Origin of the sequence: Butyrivibrio sp. X503 (genome assembly GCF_003625475.1) — a bacterium.
GTDB lineage: Bacteria > Bacillota > Clostridia > Lachnospirales > Lachnospiraceae > Butyrivibrio.
This window is the reverse complement of the sequence record NZ_RAIQ01000009.1, coordinates 37288-55918: the sequence shown is the minus strand read 5'-3', so window position 1 is coordinate 55918 and position 18631 is coordinate 37288. Positions and strand designations below refer to the sequence as shown.

Here is an 18631-nt window from a genome sequence, read left to right as displayed (position 1 = left end):
TTTGGACCGATTGCTCCTGTGTTTTATTCCAAATATATCGTTTCTTTTTCACCGGACTTTTTTATTCCGATAAGTTCGGTAACCCTTCCATCATCTTCTTTTTCACCGATGAATTCCTCATATTGATCGGACTCAAACAATATTTTTCCATCTGATACGGCTATTGTTGTATACTCATAGTCACCTGTGTATTTGTGAAATGTTTTTACTTGAGTACCTTGTATCATAAATGAATACAAGCCGTCCCACTCATTGCCGTCCTTGTCCATCAGATGATATAGCCTTTCACCGTTATTGGTTTGGTATATATATTTATCATCCCATGATTCAAATGCAAAAACACCTATGTCACTAGAAAAAAGGTGAAAATCCCAAGACCTAAAATTAATATGCTTTATAAGCACCTTCCCATCGGAATTGATTACTCCGTGGTTTCCTCTTTTATCTCGTATATAGGCCAAGCTGCTATCATCATTAGGTTCTAGCCATCTATATACAGGCTTCGCAGCAATAGTCCCGTCTTTTCTTAAAAGCCCATAACAATCATAAAAACCACTGTAGAAAACGTTTACTCCGCTTTGAAAAGCCGGGGTAAAATAAACTGAATTATTAAAATATTCAGCGCGCAGTTCCGACATTGAATTCCAGTAATCTATACAATCATCGTGATCATCATATGCATGTCCGTAATAATCATATGTATATCCATCCAAAAATCTGGGGCTGTTAGTCACAAAATACCTTAAAATGTGCTGCCTATGCGATGTGGTGATCAGTGCAGCAAACGGTATCTTAGTAATCGTATTGCCATTTCTGTCAATGTACTTATCATCGCCATCCCAAGTTATTCCGTTTCTATCGAAGTCGATACTTTTAAACCGAGCACCCGTATCCATTCCGGTCTCATTATTGATAAATCCGAACTTTTCTCTTCTTAAGCCTGTCCACTCGGGCATCTTATTAGAGACATAATAACAGGAAATGCCTTCGGTCTCCCGATATTTTAACTCTTGCTTACTCGAAAGCTGCACATGGTCCATATTGTCATCATATGAAAAATACGCATATATACCCAAAAGCAATATGATTCCGATAGCTCCAAGCAAACACTTTTTCAAAGCAGGATTGCATTTATTATTCTTCCTATAAAAACCTGTTCTATGGATCATCCAGGCAAGTGTCTTATCTTCAACAAAGACCTTGGGACCTTCGCAAAATCTAAAACCGTGAGAAGCACTTCTGATTATCAAGATCTCATACACAAATCTGACAATCATCATAAAAAGCGTAAAGTATAAAAGAATAAGCCACTTTGAAAAAAAGGTTACGCCGAAGCAGGCAAGAATGAATACATTGAATTTGATCCAGCTATTATTTTCCCTGTTTACCAATACCTTTTCGTAATCGCGATCAACAAACGATTCCTGCATCGCGATACACTTATATTCCATGAATAAAAGGCAATCAATAATAAACTTGATCAGGACAAGCAACAGCAAAATATACGGCAGTACTATTATTTCACTTATCATGTTAGACAAGTATAATTCTGCCGCGTCCAGCACTATTGTTGCCATAATTAATCTTTGGCAAACAATAAAGCAATTTCCGAAATTCTTTTTAAGAAACAGATATAAAGCCAGATATATCGAAATCTTAGCTATGTAAAGGCCGTAGTCCAACTGCAGGAAAACAACAGGAAAATAGCAGCTGATAAAATGCAGAATCAGATTCGCAAAATTAAAAACCGCTATAGCCAAAAAAGCTTTTCTTATTGTACCTGAATTAAACTTCGACCTTTCCATTTATTACTCTTCCCTTATATTACAATCAAAACTTCGTGCCGCAGCTTGGGCAGAACATTGCATCTGAAGATGTTTCGGTGCCGCACTGAGAGCACTTTTTCATCTCTACATCTTTGACGATCTGCACAGGCTGAGCGGGCTGTGCGGGCTGTGCCTGCTGAACATAACCTGCTCTGATAAGACTAAGATGTTCAGGTTTAATCTCAACCGGTACTCCGCTTGCTACAGTCTTTCCAATCTCTTTATCGAGGGCATACAATGCTCCGCAGCAAGTTGACTGCGCATAAAACTGTGTGCCCCATCTGAATGTGGGAATAAAGAAAAAGAATGTCAAAACCGTGTACGTCTTAAAAATATTGTATCTTCCGTAGCTTCCGCAACTCGGACATATTACCGGTCCTATTGAAGCATAACTCTTTTTCTTGGTCTGGGTACCCCATACAATAAACATATTTCTCTCTCCTTTGTCTTTTGAATATTATTTTGTGCTCAAGGCAACAATTACTATCATAACATTCAAAGACCTATTTTTCATAAAAATCTAAGAACTCTTCTTTGGTTCCGTTAAAGATATTCATGTCTATATATCTTTCTTTTCCCTTATAACCGCGCAAAACATGGCGATTGGAATATTGCCAAAACGTCCAGTCAACATCCTTTGGAACCTTCATGTAAACGCTTCTGTACCAAAGGCCGCAATCCTTGAAATCATCTTGAATTATCGTCTCATAAGTATCACTGCTAACGTAAATAACAGGCTTGGTACCATATTCCTTTTCCAATAAATCTATCAAAGCTCTCAGCTCTTTTTTTACTTTGGAAACATCGATGTCATCCACTGTCTTAAAGCCACCGTAGTATTCAACATCGATAACCAAAGGGAGCATCTTAGTATCTTTTGAAACCGTATCAATTATGTGCTGCGCCTGGTCTTCTCCTGACGACTCAAAACTGAAAAAATGATATGCGCCGATGCAAAGCTCAGTCTCTTTGGCATTATTCCAATTGTCATTAAAGTAAGGGTCGACATGAGATGACCCTTCTGTGGCCTTTATATAAGCAAAATCAATATTCCGGCCGCTTAGTTCATTCCAATCTATAACCCCTTGGTACGAAGAGACATCGACGCCTCTTACGGGATATTTTTTCTTACTCGGATTATTGGGATGTATTATTCCAAAGTACAGCATCAGTGCAAACGCAGCCATAATCAAAGCTATCGCACTCAGAATAAAAACAGCCTTACGAAAAACTGATCTCATAGCTTCTTTTCCCTTAAATATCTGTGTCATAGCAGGAATGCGAGGTGTATACCCTGTCAAATCCATGAGCGGTCGTCAATTCTTTTGAAAGCTCATCTGCAGAGATGTCCGTATCTTCAAAATAAACCATGTCATTGGTCTCATTAAGATGAGTCAGCAAAAGAGCTTTTGAGGTATTCCGGGTACTCTTACTGTTTTCGACGCTCTTTAGATCTTCTTTTATGGGCGCTGCAAAAGCCTCGATGCTTTCATGCTTGGCGTATCTGATGCTGCCCTGCCACTCATTGGTAACATTGGTCAGATCCACGCCAACGCCAGGAAGCTCATCTCTTTTTACTTCGCAGGGAAGCGGCCCGTTTCCGTGCCTTGTAACATAGGATCTCGTCACATAGATAACTTCATCAAGCGCCATTTCTCTCTTATCAAGAAAAAGAGCGATATTGTGAAGCCCTGTCTTGGACGAAGTAAGGTGAGGTGCATAAAGCTCGTAGTCCACGTCAAGAAGAAGCCCTTGCCCCGTCTCAAAGATAAGCCGGTCGTACTTTTCAAGCATGTCTTTGGATGCATCTATAATGGTCACGGCTTCGATTCCTTCTTTTATATGTTCGGAAAAAGATGCCAGAACCTCATCATCCGTAAGCATCTCATAGTACTCGGATTTCACACCGGGATTGTTTGTTTCAAACTTTTCTTTTATCTTCTGTAAATCCCTGCTGCCATACTCACTGCGAATAGTCTTTAGCCTTTGGAAAAGATCCTTCGCCGTCATGTCACTTACTTCTTGCATTGTAATGGCATATCCGTGAGCGTTTCTTTTTTGGCACTCATCGATACCCATTCCGCAGCTGCCATGACGCTCTTTTCCGCGGGCAGACTCTATGAACATATTTCGAAGCACGTCGTCTATAACAGTGATCTTGGTATCTTTTTCTGCATAGATCCTAGGCGCGAAGCCATAAAGAGACTTAAACTCCTCAAGCTCTTTTCCAAGCTGATACAGATCTGCAAGAAAAGTCTCCGCCAAAAGAGTATCCGCGCCAAACTCCGCTCCGGAACCAATCTGATGATGCACAAAGCGCTTTCCGCCGGCTTCCTCAACGGTATGTCCTGCCTGTCCGCCGCCGTTATGCTTGATGATGAGGGTGTTTTTTACTTTTTGGGCAAGGCTAGCGCAAGCAAGGCCTTTACCCTCATCACCAAAGTTTTTCCCGATAACGGCAATAGCTTTCATAACTGCATACCGCTATCACTTAATGAAATCTGCTCAAGTGCTTTTCTGATGCTCGGAACTTCGAGTTCATCCCACTGTTTCAATACTTCGTCCAAGCCTTTTCCGTTCTGCATCTGGATAGTACTTATGATGATCTCTGGAATCTGTCCGATCTCGCTTCTGTCAATATAGATGGTATGTCCGGGAAGTAGGTCATCATTCTTAGGGTTTCTGGGGCCGATCATGATATGGAACGCATAGAAGCTCTTTTGAAGCTCCTCAAGAACGGCTTTTCGTCCTCCATATGACGTATTATCTCCGATCACTCGACCGATCGTATCATCAACGCTGTCAATTCTGATGGTTGCATTATCTCCAATCGTGAATACAAAACCTTTCTTATTTCTCTTATTTACTGCGTCAATATTGGTGTGACGAGACAGGAATTCCCAGAGACATGTAGGAACAACATCTCCGTTTCCGCGGCTCTCAAAATAGATTTCAAGAAGCTGCTGCGCAATACGAATATCTGACTCAAACTGTGTTACCTGAAGCGGAGAAGCGTCCTGATAATCGCCGTATGCCGCGCACATAAGCGCAGGATCATCCACAGCTCCTGTTGAATATAACTTTGTAATAAGCTCGTTAAGCGCATTTGTAGCAACTTCTACGGCAACATATCCCATTGAAGCAGTAACATCAAGGCCCACTACAATAGGTGTCGTATTGGGATGATCTGCGGAATCGAAACATTCTCTTGTCCCGATAAACTTAGGATCGAATTTAGGATCGCAGCTCCTTCTTTTAAACACTTCCTCTACGTTCTGTCCCTGAGACAGATTTCTGCTTTGCTTAAGCTTCTTCCAATCCGATGCCGAATAACTTCCGTAACCCATTCTTTTTTCTCCTTTTACATCTTAATAAATTTGTGTCCACCAAAACCTTTTTCTATAACTGTATCCCAATATTCAAAGTCTGCGTAAGCATCCCCTTTGGGAATCGAGTTCAAAAATTCTGTAAGCAGAGTAATTCCGCCGTCTCCTCCGCTTATTTTCTTTGCGGCTGTCCTTACATGTTCAAGGTCTACACCGGCTCTTTTTCTTCCTACCAATCTCCAGTCTCCAAAAAGCATTCCCTCGTGCGTCAACGGATTGACAAAAACGCTGGACGGGCTGATATCTCCGTGCGTGATCTCTGAATATTCAAATGCGCAGCAGATATTCTCCATTCGTGAAATAACCCATGCCAGATGCTCGGCTTTATACGGCGCAAATATTTCCGCGGGATAAAAATACGGCTTACGCTCGAAAACCAGAGCTTCCTTTCCGTCCTTAAGTGATACTCTCTGCTTTATCACAGGAAAACACCTGTCGAGCTTCATGTCTGCCTCGGGAAAAATGAGCTTTCGCAAACCGCCAAGGAACAGATCGGCCTCTCTGGAATCATCAAATATATATACGACATTTCTTTTGGCAAGATAGCATATCATGCGCGGATACACGTACTTATCCATATATGCGATCCTAAGCGCCTGCCCGTTGTCCATCTCATAGCTGACGTTTCCGTTCTCTTCCCAAAGCGTATCGCCCGAATAATCATTATCTTTTTCTACGGCTTTGGCCATCCAAAAGGAAATGATCTTCTTTCGGAATTCATCATTACCTCTAAGCTCGGAATCAGACATATATGCTCTGCTTCCGCAATATTTGCAAGTAAATCCTCCCGCATCCGAGAGTTTAAGCTGTCCACCGCAATTTCTACATGTGTAAGTGATCATAATTTATTCCTCATCTTCCATAGGCCCGATTATCTCAAGCACTTCATCAATTATAGCATTGCTTTTTTCATAATCTCTTTGTCACCCGCCATTTCTTAAGATCAGGTCGTTGACACGGAAAAAAGAACAGTATTTCCGTCTATCCATACCGAGCCCAAATAGTACTCGGGAATTATGTCTTTGCAGAAATCCTCCGAATATTTCCAATTGCCTTCGCGCTCCTTGATGTTCTCAAATGTCACATCAGGCTTAGCCTCTGCGAAATCGTAAGATGAAGTGTACTTCGAAGCTGCATCATCCGACAACACTATGTATCCCTGAAATTTATAGTCAGCCGGTCCGGGAGCTCTGTCGTTTCCGCTACCCAAAGTAACCTGCTCCCATTCGATCTCCTTAGCGCCTTCCAATGAAGGGAAAAACTTCTCGGCAGCACTTATATCAGTGCTTACGCTTGATTTAGCCTCGCTTACGGCCGTTCTATCGTTTGTGCAGGCTGTTACACAAATTAGTAAAACAAGTACAAGTGTCAATGTGATTATTGGTTTTATACGCATCTTGTTCATTTTACGAAACACTCCTTGAATCTAGTTAGGCTTCTTCTCTTCAGATATCTTTGCAAATTCGCCATTTTCATATTTATACGTTAGTTCTACGTGTCCGCCGGGACCTGATCCGTATGAGCCCTTAAGAACATTCTCTTCCTCATCAATAAAGTAATTTGGGACTATTTCAAATGATTTTGTATATACGAATTCCCCACTATTGTCATATATGTATGCGCAATGTACTTCTTCTCCTGCAACGCCTTGATGTCCCAAGGAAATGACGACGTCTTTGTGTCCATCAAAATTCACATCAACATATGCAGCATTAAAATCACATGCGTCAAACACGTATCGCTCACTATACATGTAATCGCTTTTTGAAGGATAATCCACCATAAATGAAATTGTTTTTTCATTATTCTTTAAGAAAAAATAGTCCCTTAGATGAGCATATTCTCCTTCTACCTCTTCTGTACGCTCTATCGAAACGCGGTATAAACTATGGTCTTCATCAACCCATGCGGCGGATTCTACTTTTTCTCCTCTGCGAATTTTCACATCTTGCATTAGCTTTTCATTTATAGTCTCATCATCCGATAAAAATCCCCCTTCTTCCTCAATTATAACCGGCTTACCATCTGACCCTGTCAATATGTATTGCCTGTTATCTTCCAAAGTAAGCAGGTACTTATTCGAGTCAATTTTCCGGCAATATATAATATTGTCTGCTATTATATTTCCTTCATAATCGACCACTCTAAGATAATCATGAGCATTTATATCTCCGGTTCCTGTTTTGGTATTGTCATAGCAATAAATAACGCAATCCAATTCATGATCATTTTTGATGAATTCTAAACCGCTATAGTAGCTCTCAAGTATTTTTCCGGTTATATCTTTACCATCATAGTTGTAGATATATGCACCGTCATCCTTATGAAACATACAGATTTTTTCTGTTTCCAATCGAGATCTTGTGTAATCAATCTGTTCAGGCTTTACAATGATTTTGCCATTCTTATCACACATTCCATAGCTTCCTAGCACTTCGGAATAAAAAATCGCAGATCCATTATCTGCCAGCAACCTTTTAGAACCATTTTCTCCTAAGACTACGACTCTATCTGTTCCATCTATTTTACCAAAACTAATTTGTCTTCTTTCTTTTGCAAAAACCTCTCTATAAAACTTAGTTTTTGCCGAAATGCGGCTTAGGGCAATCTTAGGCAACGTCAACACCACATTTCCGTGATAATCGATTATATGTCCGAGTCCATCCTCGGATAAACCCTTTTCAAAGCTTATTTTGACTGGATATTTAGCACCTGTGTTCACACCATCATCTGTAGCAATCCCATACTTTACTTTATGAATCTTACTGTTAACGGGAGTTAGATTATCCTTTGAGTATCTATACACCTTCAAACTTCCGTTTTCTACTTCGGGACAATCTATACACGGATCATCATATATCGCTCGGCTTGAAGTAATCTTGGAAAGCTCTTCTGTTGGTGGATTATCGATTCTGTATTTACCACCTACATATATTCCGTTGCAAATAACAGTCAGCAACATCAACGTGGCAGATACAGAAATAATAATAGTCTCCCTTTTTTTATCTCCAAATAAGATCTCTGCAAATGCGGACAGCACTCTGTCAATCATCGAAATGGGATTATATCGATCCCACTCCCAATAAAAGAACCATTTTCGGGCATATGGCTCCTCTTCAGGGCTTAAACTGTTGACATATCCGGACATGCTTTCTCGCAGCAAAAGGATATATTGTACTAATCCAAGTAAATAACAAATGAATATATATCCGTATATAATATTAAAATTGCGATGTCTTAAGTCTGCGACATATAAATAATTAATAATCACAGGACTTATCAGAAAAATTATTCCCAGCCGCAATTTTCTCATTTTAAATTTCACACTCTTGTTCTTTGCGCCGTTTTTCCAATAAATCTCCGCCAGATAATCCAATATTCTTCTGATCAATACAATTGCAATAAAAACTTTGAGGATGATATTCATCCATATGAAAAAAAGAGAAACCTCTTTCCCGTACAAATACTGGAGAAATAAAGAAAAAATATCACAGACAGCAAAGCACTTAAGCCCTTTGATAAGGAATATACGAGGTTCGCTTGAGCGGAACAGTCCGGCAAAACACAAAAATATCCCTATCATAACAAGCACGCAGTCCAAAGTGCTTGTCATAAAAGGGTTCTTTGCGTCAATCATATGAATGACGAAATATACGCCGGAATAGATATAATATAAAATTACAAATAGTAATGTTCTGTTCTCTTTTAGTTTATTCATCCGTTCAACACCCAACAATTTATTAACATATATCTTAACATTGTTGCAATTATCTCGTCAAGGAGTCTTTTTGAAAATAGCCTGTAAACGAGTAATAACCTTTGACAAACATTTCATGATATGGGATGATTGTTCACAACAAGTCTTCACAATTTTTACGTTTAATATGAAATCAGGAGAGAAAAAATGCAAGAGAAATACAGAAATATGACGCCTGAAGAGTGTGCGGCACGTTTTAAAAGAAACAAGATTATTTATTTTATTATATATATTTTGGTCCTATTCGCCATTGGTACTTTGTTTTTGAAAAGATTCTTTTATATATTACCGCTTAAGTACGCGGATCCGGAATCTGCAGAAATATACAACGGGCTTTATAATTCTATTTTTTCTTTATTCTTGATAAGAGTAGTCGTATGTTTACTGTTAATGATCATTGTAGAAGCCATGCAGGAATTATTTTTTTACGGAATATTCCTTACATTGTGCGATCCTGAGAAATACATAAATGCCGAAGAGATTCTTTTTAGACAGAATTTCTTTTTCAGAAGATACACCGGATATGCCAGAACCAGAAAAATGAAGCTTGGACTGGCTTATTACTCACTTGAAGACTATGATACTGCCTGGAATTATTTAAAAAATATAATCCCGGCCAATCCTGAAAAATGCTCTAACATCCGCATTTTAACTGCATTTACCTCATATTTTTACGAATCAGGCGACAAGGAAAAAGCTGCCATTTACAGAGCGAGGCTTGAGCAAATAAAGGCCTCCAGCAAAAAGAAGAATCTTCAATTGGATCTTACACTGGATAGCTTAAAAATTAAGGAAGCGCTTGATAACAAGCAGTTTGACGAAGCAAAGGAACTTATCAGGAAATACATAAATAACCATCGTGTTTCTCAATTATCCAGAATGCATCATCAATACTATTTGGGACTTATAGCATACGAGACAAACGATTATCCCGAGGCTATTTATCGCTTTAAGACTTCTCTTGAAAACTGCAGCAAGCTGCCTTTCGCCCGTGACGCCGAAGCTAAACTTGAAGAGATTTGTAAGTCTTACCATGTATGATTAATATAAAAATCCGATGACAACGCATTTACGCAATGTCATCGGATTTTTTATGTCTTATTCAAAGCACTTCTTAACAGCCTCAATTATCACATCCTGCTGCTCGGGAGTCATCTTGTTGTCACTTGGAAGACAGAGGCCTCTTTCGAAGATGTCTGCGCCGACATCGACCATTCCTGTCTCTTTGATGTAAGCGTTACTTCTTGCCCGTCCGCTTCCGGATTTAGTCACAAAAGCGTTCATTCTGTAAATGGGCTGCATGTGCATTGGCTTCCAGATGGGGCGTCCCTCTGCATTGAGAGCCGCGATAGCATCAAGGATCTCTGTAGGACAGCTCTTTCCGGGTTCACTGATGTAGAGTACATCCTGCTCGCCGCGTACCTGCTTACACATTGCTTCTTTATCGATGATAAGGCATGAGAGCCAGAAGTTGGGCTCGGAATTCTTTTCATCGTATGGATTCATCTTGACGGGAAGGTTCTTGAAGCCTTCCTTGTATCTCATATAAATGGATTTCTTCTGGGCGATATGCTCCTCCAGATGAGGAAGCTGGCCTCTTACAACACCTGCGATCACGTTACTCATGCGGTAGTTGTAACCGAGCTCTTCGTGCTGATACCAAGGCGCATCTTCTCTGGCCTGAGTTGACCACTTTCTTACCTTGTCGGCGTCTTCCTTGCTGTGAGCTAAGAACATTCCTCCGGCTGAGCCTGTTATTATCTTATTTCCGTTAAAAGAGATTATGCTGTAGTCACCAAAAAGTCCTGTCTGCTTGCCCTTATAAGTAGCACCGAATGACTCGGCGGCGTCCTCAACGATAAGCGCGCCGTGTTTATCGCAGACTTTCTTGATCTCGTCCACTTTACCCGGAGTTCCGTAGAGATGCGCAACTACAACGAGCTTAACATCGGGATATATCTCGAAAGCCTTCTCAAGCGCCTTAGGGCACATGTTCCATGTATCAGCCTCCGTATCAATGTAAACAGCCTCGCCGCCTTCGTAGGCAACGGGATTAACTGTCGCATCAAAGGTCATATCTGAGCAGAATACTTTTTTACCTTCAAGTACACCGTGTCCGACCTTGGGCTGACCGTAGAGTCTCTCGCCTGCAAGCTTGATTGCAAGATGGAGAGCCGCCGTTCCCGATGACAGTGCAACCGCGTCGGTGCAGCCTATCTTTTCACAGACATTTTTCTCTATCTCGTTCAAGTTGGCTCCGACAGTGGACATCCAGTTTGTCTCATAGGCTTCCTGCATGTACTTTAATTCGTCGCCGTGCATTGTGGGCGATGAAAGATATATTTTTTTCTCAAAAGGTTTCAGTTCCATAGCATTAATCCTCGTTTATCTTCTCTGCTGCCCTCTTAAGAGCTTCCATGTGCTCCTTGGTCCTGTCCGCCTTATTGTCGGTCGGATGGTAGGTTGTAACTATCTCTCTTACAATTGATTTAGTCTCGGATGATTCTTCTCTTGATGCAACGTTCAGTTTTTCAAGTTCCGCAAAGAACTTCATCTCATCGAGTTCAATGGGCTTACCGATGTGGATCATCCTGTTGGATGTATCCTGAAGTCCCTCTTCATCCATGAGCATCTCTTCGTAGAGCTTCTCACCGGGACGAAGGCCGGTAAACTCGATCCTGATATCCTCTCCGACCTTGAGGCCTGAGAGTTTGATAAGGTTCTCCGCAAGATCAAGGATCTTGACGGGCTCACCCATATCGAGGACAAATATCTCTCCTCCCTTGGCAAAAGCACCTGCCTGAAGCACGAGAGAAACCGCCTCGGATATAGTCATAAAATAACGTATGATATTAGGGTCTGTAACTGTAACAGGGCCTCCTGCCTGTATCTGCTTCTTGAAAAGCGGGATAACGGATCCGTTCGATCCAAGGACGTTACCGAATCTAACCGCTACAAATTCTGTGTCGTAATGCTTATTGAAGGTCTGTACGATCATCTCACAGATTCTTTTGCTGGCTCCCATTACATTGGTGGGATTAACGGCCTTATCCGTAGAGATCATAACAAACTTCTCCGCGCCGTTCATCGCTGCTGCCATAGCTGTCTTCCATGTTCCGAAGACGTTGTTCTTGATAGCTTCGTTAGGGCTGTCCTCCATGAGAGGTACATGCTTGTGCGCAGCTGCATGATATACGATGTTGGGCTTATATTTCTCAAATATATTGTTGATCCTGAGCGTGTTTCTTACTGATGCGATGAGCACCACAAGATCAAGCTCGGGGTATTTGGTCTTAAGTTCCTGCTGGATATCGTAGGCATTATTCTCATAGATATCCACAATGATAAGTCTCTTGGGCTTATGTCCTGCGATCTGTCTACAGAGCTCGGAGCCGATAGATCCGCCGCCTCCGGTTACCATAACGGTCTTGCCGCTCACATAGCCTGCGATGGAATCAAGGTCAACCGCGATAGGATCTCTTCCGAGAAGGTCTTCTACCTCAACGTCACGAAGTCTTGATACATTGACCTCTCCGTTAACTAGCTGATACATTCCGGGAAGTGCACGGAGCTTACAGTTCGTGTTCTTACAGATATCAAGGATCTTCTTGAATTCCTTTCTTGATGCGGAAGGAATCGCAACAATGATCTGGTCTATGTCGTAAAGATCGGCGCACTCGACGATCCTGTCTCTACCGCCGACAACTCTGATGCCCTGGATGTACTTGCCCCACTTATTGGGATCGTCATCAATGATGCACTTAATGGACATCGTTGAGTAATTGCTTGTGATTATCTCTTTAATGATGATATTGGCAGCCTCGCCGGCACCGATTATCATTACCGCCTGGCTGTTGTTCCTGTTTTCCGCCCTGTGCTTTTGGCTGCGGAAGAATCTGTACGAGAACCTGCTCGTAAAGATAAAGGCTATAAGCAGGAACGGATACAGGAAATAACAGGTAAGAGGAACCGCCTGCTCGCCCGGATATCTAAAGAACTGAAGCCCTATAGCATACAGAACGGACGAAAGCACACAAGCCATAACGAGATTCTGAAGTTCTCTCTCTCCCGCATATGCCCACAAGCTGTCATAGAGTTTGAATATAAAGAAAATAGCTATTGTAAGCACTATGTTTATAGGCAAAAATTCCGTCGCGGGCATCAAGAAATGCTCGGGAATATTCGAGATCTTAAAATCATGCCTTATGATGAGCGCAAGATAATTGGCTATGATGACACTAAGGATGTCATAGATTATAAGTCCTGTGCGCCTATACAGTTTTTGAAAATTAAACGGTTCTTTTTTCTTGTCGTTCATATTCTTATTCTCTGTTTATATTTTTGAATAATAAAGGTGCGATTGACAGCATAAGCGGCATTGTCATCGGATATGAAAGCTCCAATACCGACTCACTTATGCCTGCAACGGCAACACCCACAATAATCGCAAATGAAAGGAGTGAAAGAGGCTCTTTTTCCTCATTCTTCTTGTAGTGGATCACTCCAACCACAAATCCGCCGATTATAAATAGCAAATACAAAAGACCTACTATAGCGCCATGATCGTATGCGATCTGAAGGTACGTATTGTGCGCATGAAGGATTACCTCTCCATCAGGAAATGCCGGCTGCTCGGTATGTCCTGTAAGGTTCAGCTCTTTGGCGTAGATCTTAAATATCGTTACTCTGCCGTTTGAGAAAACATCAAGTCTGCTGTTTTCATCGACATGCGAGATCTCAAGAAGCATCGCAAGCTCTGCTCTTGATATGCCTGCCGCGGCAAGAAGATTATCTTCGGAAGAAGGCTCTATACCCCGACTCTCTCTGTCTTCCTGCTCATCGCTTCCATCGTACGGGTTTCCGTAGTAATCATAAATAGGCTCACCCTTTTTCATGTCATAATTAAGAATATCATTGGGGTAGTCATATTCTCCGACTTCCATACCAAGTATCTTACTCTCAAAGAGATTAACGAATCTCTCAATGCACATGAAATTGCTGTTGTCCCATGAAGCTCCACCTCTCACAAACTGATCCGCATCGTCGGGCGCATAGAACACGGGTCTTGCAACCATAGCCGGAACAATTCTCTGAAGAGTGAATGTAGCGGGGAAACAAATAATAACAGCCGCTATCATTGTTGCCAATATTCTTATAAACTGCTTTTTGTGGCGTGTTGACACTACTGCCAGAACCGTAAATACAACCACAAAGATCGAAAGATATGCAGTTCTTGAAACCGTAAATATAGCATATGCCGAGATCCATCCAAACAGGATCATCTCTTTCCAAGCCGATTTAAACAGCTCTTTTACGCCAAGTCCCTTGGGGAATGCAACTATCTTGGCCGCGAGAAGAACCGTGGCGGCACCTGCCATAAATATCATATACTCAGCGGTAACCGTCTGTGTGTGGAATATGAATCCGAATCTTCCGCTGACGTATCCCGAGAAATATCTGTGAAGCAAGCTAAATCCCAGTGAGATAGCAAAGTTCATCATAAGTCCGCCGGCAACTATACGAGTGAAGTGCTCTCTGCCTTTCCACTTTGCAAGCCTTATATAGAGGCATAAGAACATAGTTGCAAGCATTGGTTCCCAGAGTCTGTCTTTTCGCATCAGGATAAGTCCGATAAAGAACAGTGCAACCAGGATTCCATAACCCGATATCTTAATCTCTCTGCTTGTCTTATCCGTGATATATCTAAACAATATCCTTATCACATTGATCACGACGATACCGCCGAGAACAGCAATGATAATCTCATATTTAAGCTTAAGATTGAAAAGGTCGTATTCATTTTCATCGGGCGAGAGCTTATTAAGCCCGTAATACCTAAATCCTGCCAAAGCCGATGCCACTAGCCAGATGAGGTTCGGAATGTTCAATACTTCCGAGGTCGTAAACGTAAGAAGTATCATGATCGCGAACCAGATGATCATCCTGCGCTCCGGAAGCCAGACGAATATATTGGCAAGTCCGTTCATGGATTCGCAGGAATTCCATATAACCATGGCCATTGCAAACATGATAAAAACGTATCTTACCTTATCTGCAAGCTCGATTCCTTCGAAGAAAGATACTCCGTTTGGAAGCTTAACCGCTTTGTGATTGATCGCATAGAACACGATCGCCGCGCTTATAAGAAGACCTATCTCGTAAAAGATAATATCGGCCACCCTCATATCAAAGATCCTAAGCGGAAATACCATGATCATAAGTGTCAAAAAGAGCACTGCGGCGATGGGATTGGCTACAACTTTTACCACCTTTCCCACGGTTATAAGAGAGTTCTTTTCCCTATACTTATTATAATAAATGCCTATCAATGCATAAATAAGCGCCGTTACTGCAAGAATTGCCGCTATAAGTATGAGCGACAGCTTCTTGGATATCGGAAGCCTGTAATTATACTTTGCATCAAGATGCCTTCCGGGAAACTCGTTTGTTTCGTTAAGAAACGCACTTCCCACATACTGTGAATTATCAGGAACATCGGTAAATACAACATTGTACTTGGAGCGGCAGCCCATGACGAAGAGGCTGTACTCTTTTCCGACTTCAAGATCGAATTCCATGGGAATATTCACATATCCCGGGAGTGTGGCATCACTTATATCCACAAATGTGTTGAAGTAGCTCGTATCATAATTCTCTCTTATCGAGACATACATGTAATGTCCCTTTTCAAGCGAGTCAACATATATGTCTACAGAGCTGAGTCTGTCATACTGTGCAACAAACTTCTGGCTTATGTTGTAATCGCAATTAACTTCCTGCGAACCGGGTTGTCTGTTTCCGCCATCGTAGGTATTCAGTACGTTAGTCCATATTCTGCAAGGAAAAATGCTCATTATGGCAACAAGTGCAAAAATAAGGAGCACTGCCCTGAATGCAGTTTTTTTATCAACAATACTTCTCATAAGTTCCATTATTCTTTCCGATATATTTGCCTATTTTCGCAAAAAATCCATCATTAAATATTATCATACACCAAAGCCTTAATCAAACCGCTTGTCACCCGTAATTGTAAGGAGCGGAAGGGCCAGCCAGAGTATAACAACATACCTTACAAGATAGGTCGGTCCGAGCAGAACTGTAAGCCATGTGAGTATAACAGGTAGAAACGGCACTATTCCGCCAAAATTCCGCCTGTTAAGCCTGTACAAAAATACAAACAGATAGATGAGCGCAAGTAGTCCCGGCGAAAACAGATATGCGATCACGGGTGCATCCTTGTGAAAGCTGCCTATGGATATATATCTGTAGAACTTATCTATAGGCGGGATGAGGCTTATTCTCTCTCCCGGAAGTTCGACTTCATAGCCGAAGTATGAGCTCTCGTCGTATGTAAAGGTATAAACCGTATTTCCCTTGTAAACATTGATGTCCGCAGGCGGATACCAGTATCCGTAAGAAGTCAAAAACCATGCGTTAATATAGGTCATAGGATGCTTTTTAAAAAGTCCCGTCCAAAGCTTCCAAAAGTTCTTTTTATCCTGCTCATATAGCGCGTTGTTAAAGCCTACCTTTACAAGATCGGAAACTCTCGGGGTATATTTCTCCAAGTTCTTTTCGGGAATATAGGCTGTTAATATGGCCTTTTCCTCTTCCGTCATTTCCTCTTTGTCGTATTTATAGACGCGCGCCATCTGCATGATCGGAACCGTCAGCATCTCCTGATTGTCCTTATGTCCTGCGGTAAAGGCTGCTGACAGAGCCGTTGATATGATGAGATAAATTATTATCGGGATTACCAAAAGTCCCACAAGCTTTCCTGATATCTTTTTCCTGAAATAAATAAGTGCAAACGGGATAAAAACAAGGTAAGCATAGAATCCGTTGTGACGCATAAGCGGCATGAGCACAGCGGATGCCAATAATAACATTTGTTTCTTTTTATCCGACATAAACCCTTCGGTATCGCGCACGAGTTCTATCAAAAGAACTGTCATAAGAAGTAAAAACGCCGAGAAAAGTCCGTCCTTACTTGAGCATAGCGTGTACATGACTATTGTCGGGAAAACGCCGTAGTACAGCGTCCAAAGGATGATCGAATTCTTGCCGATCCCTCTTTTTCTGAGGTAATTGATCACGTAGGTCATGATCAGTGTGATCACGAGCATCTGAAGGACAATATACGTAAATATCGCGATATTCCAAGAGCCCGTGAGCTTGTGAACAAGCGCGATCGTTCCTCCCAAAAGAAGTACGTGCAAGAGCGGATGGTGCGTTGTAAAGCTTCTTGTCAGCACTTCGTTAAGTTCATCCTGTGCATCATACACGAAAAACCCAGGAAACTCCGCAAGAAGAACGGGCAGATTAAGAAGTATCAAGGTGAAGAAGGTTCTTTTCTTAAAATCCTTTTCCGATATGGGCTTCGGCGGTGCATTGAGATCAATAAAGCCAAACAGTTTTCTTCCGTAAAAAGACATTTCGTAGCTCTTCCAGACATATCTGGCATCGATGGTCAGGATTACCATGATAAAGAGCATTATAAGCGTCATATTGCCTTCAAATTTGATCGAATCGAACTTCTCAAGGCTGTATCCGATAAAATTAAAAGCGCCCGCTAAAACGCCAAATAAGCCTGACAGAAGCCAGGCTACTACGTTTTTCTTTATATTGTTGTCACTTTCGGATCCTAGCCCCAAATTATTCTTTGTCATCTCTCGTCGTCTCTCGAATTACATACTGAGGATTCTTGTTCTGTGAGATATAGAGTCTTCCCACATATTCCCCTACCATTCCCAGCATCAGAAGTATCATTCCGCCGATAAATACCAATGCGGACATAAGTGCATAATAGCCCTTAAACTGGGATGAATTCGGATAAACAAACTTCAAAATAACGGTGTAAACACCAAATAAAAATCCCAAAACAGATAAGATTCCGCCTGCCAAAGTGGCAATTCTAAGCGGTTTTATACTAAAAGCGGTAAATCCGTTGATCCAGAGCTTCATAAGCTTGCTGAAAGTATATCCGCTCTCTCCGACTTCTCTTTTCCTGTGGTTGACGTCTACATTGACAACATTGCCGGTTGTTCTGAGAACAAGGCCGATCACATAAGGATATGAGCTTTCGTACTTGATCATTTCCTCAACAACAAATCTCTTTACCGCAAAATAGCTGGAAACAAAGAGATCCTTGGGCTTTCCGAGCATCACGTGCGCCATCCACTCGTTCATTGCCGTTCCGAAATTTCTAAAGCCGTTGTGCTGCTTATGCGCATATCTTGCATATACTGCATCAGCGCCGTCTCTAAGCGCATTAAGGAGCTTATAAACCTCGTTGGCCGGAGTCTGTCCGTCGTCGTCAAGGCATACGACATAGTCGCCCTGCGCTGCATTAAGTCCCGCCATAAGCGCTGCATGCTGTCCAAAGTTCTTGGAGAAGTTGATCCCGGTCACGATATCTGAGTGTTTATCTGCAAGCTCGCCAATCTTGCCCCATGTATTGTCCGGAGATCCGTCATTTACAAGCACAATCTCATAGATGTACTCATCGGAATCCTTCATTGTCTCTATTATCTCATCCACAACTCCTCCGAGGGTGTTCTCGGATCTGTAGCATGGAATTACAAAGCTTACTGATTTTTTCTGCATTCTCATCAAAACCTTTCGCCTTATTCGGGTTTCCAAATAATCTGTCAAAACTGCAT

Annotated in this window: 14 protein-coding genes; 1 reads left to right on the top strand and 13 read right to left on the bottom strand. The window is 41.7% G+C overall.

Annotated elements, in window-relative coordinates:
* Window positions 1-23: 23 nt before the first annotated feature.
* From D6853_RS13685 to D6853_RS13650, 8 genes are all read right to left on the bottom strand, one after another.
* Window positions 24-1805, bottom strand: a complete 1782-nt coding sequence (locus D6853_RS13685; RefSeq protein WP_120658571.1) for a hypothetical protein — start codon at window positions 1803-1805, stop codon at window positions 24-26.
* A gap of 25 nt (window positions 1806-1830) precedes the next feature.
* Window positions 1831-2256, bottom strand: coding sequence for a zinc ribbon domain-containing protein (locus D6853_RS13680; RefSeq protein WP_120658570.1), 426 nt, complete (start codon window positions 2254-2256; stop codon window positions 1831-1833).
* 73 nt (window positions 2257-2329) lie between these two features.
* Complete coding sequence (locus D6853_RS13675) at window positions 2330-3067, bottom strand: GH25 family lysozyme (RefSeq protein ID WP_120658635.1); 738 nt, start codon at window positions 3065-3067, stop codon at window positions 2330-2332.
* Between the two features lie 13 nt (window positions 3068-3080).
* Window positions 3081-4298, bottom strand: coding sequence for an adenylosuccinate synthetase (locus D6853_RS13670; protein WP_120658569.1), 1218 nt, complete (start codon window positions 4296-4298; stop codon window positions 3081-3083).
* Window positions 4295-5173 carry a hypothetical protein gene (locus tag D6853_RS13665; RefSeq protein ID WP_120658568.1) on the bottom strand — a complete coding sequence of 293 codons (879 nt, stop codon included), beginning with the start codon at window positions 5171-5173 and terminating at the stop codon, window positions 4295-4297. The genes D6853_RS13670 and D6853_RS13665 overlap by 4 nt, the downstream gene beginning before the upstream one ends.
* A 14-nt stretch (window positions 5174-5187) precedes the next feature.
* On the bottom strand, window positions 5188-6054 hold the full coding sequence (locus D6853_RS13660) for a hypothetical protein (RefSeq protein ID WP_120658567.1): 867 nt from the start codon (window positions 6052-6054) through the stop codon (window positions 5188-5190).
* Window positions 6055-6155: 101 nt separating this feature from the next.
* Window positions 6156-6617, bottom strand: coding sequence for a hypothetical protein (locus D6853_RS13655; RefSeq protein ID WP_120658566.1), 462 nt, complete (start codon window positions 6615-6617; stop codon window positions 6156-6158).
* A gap of 21 nt (window positions 6618-6638) precedes the next feature.
* Window positions 6639-8360, bottom strand: coding sequence for an XAC2610-related protein (locus D6853_RS13650; RefSeq protein WP_207667220.1), 1722 nt, complete (start codon window positions 8358-8360; stop codon window positions 6639-6641).
* A gap of 756 nt (window positions 8361-9116) precedes the next feature.
* Here D6853_RS13650 and D6853_RS13645 point away from each other — a divergent pair.
* Window positions 9117-10010: a tetratricopeptide repeat protein gene (locus D6853_RS13645; protein WP_120658564.1), complete on the top strand. Its 894-nt coding sequence runs from the start codon at window positions 9117-9119 to the stop codon at window positions 10008-10010.
* 57 nt (window positions 10011-10067) lie between these two features.
* Here the strand turns inward: D6853_RS13645 and D6853_RS13640 are convergent, their stop codons facing one another.
* From D6853_RS13640 to D6853_RS13620, 5 genes are all read right to left on the bottom strand, one after another.
* Window positions 10068-11339, bottom strand: a complete 1272-nt coding sequence (locus D6853_RS13640) for a DegT/DnrJ/EryC1/StrS family aminotransferase (RefSeq protein WP_199713041.1) — start codon at window positions 11337-11339, stop codon at window positions 10068-10070.
* 4 nt (window positions 11340-11343) lie between these two features.
* Window positions 11344-13287 carry a polysaccharide biosynthesis protein gene (locus D6853_RS13635; RefSeq protein ID WP_120658563.1) on the bottom strand — a complete coding sequence of 648 codons (1944 nt, stop codon included), beginning with the start codon at window positions 13285-13287 and terminating at the stop codon, window positions 11344-11346.
* A 4-nt stretch (window positions 13288-13291) separates the two neighbouring features.
* Window positions 13292-15901 (bottom strand): hypothetical protein, encoded by a 2610-nt coding sequence (locus D6853_RS13630; protein WP_120658562.1) that lies wholly within the window; start codon window positions 15899-15901, stop codon window positions 13292-13294.
* A 69-nt stretch (window positions 15902-15970) separates the two neighbouring features.
* Complete coding sequence (locus D6853_RS13625; RefSeq protein ID WP_120658561.1) at window positions 15971-17638, bottom strand: DUF6020 family protein; 1668 nt, start codon at window positions 17636-17638, stop codon at window positions 15971-15973.
* Complete coding sequence (locus D6853_RS13620) at window positions 17625-18581, bottom strand: glycosyltransferase (RefSeq protein ID WP_330542423.1); 957 nt, start codon at window positions 18579-18581, stop codon at window positions 17625-17627. Before D6853_RS13620 ends, D6853_RS13625 begins: the two co-directional genes overlap by 14 nt.
* Window positions 18582-18631 lie beyond the last annotated feature (50 nt).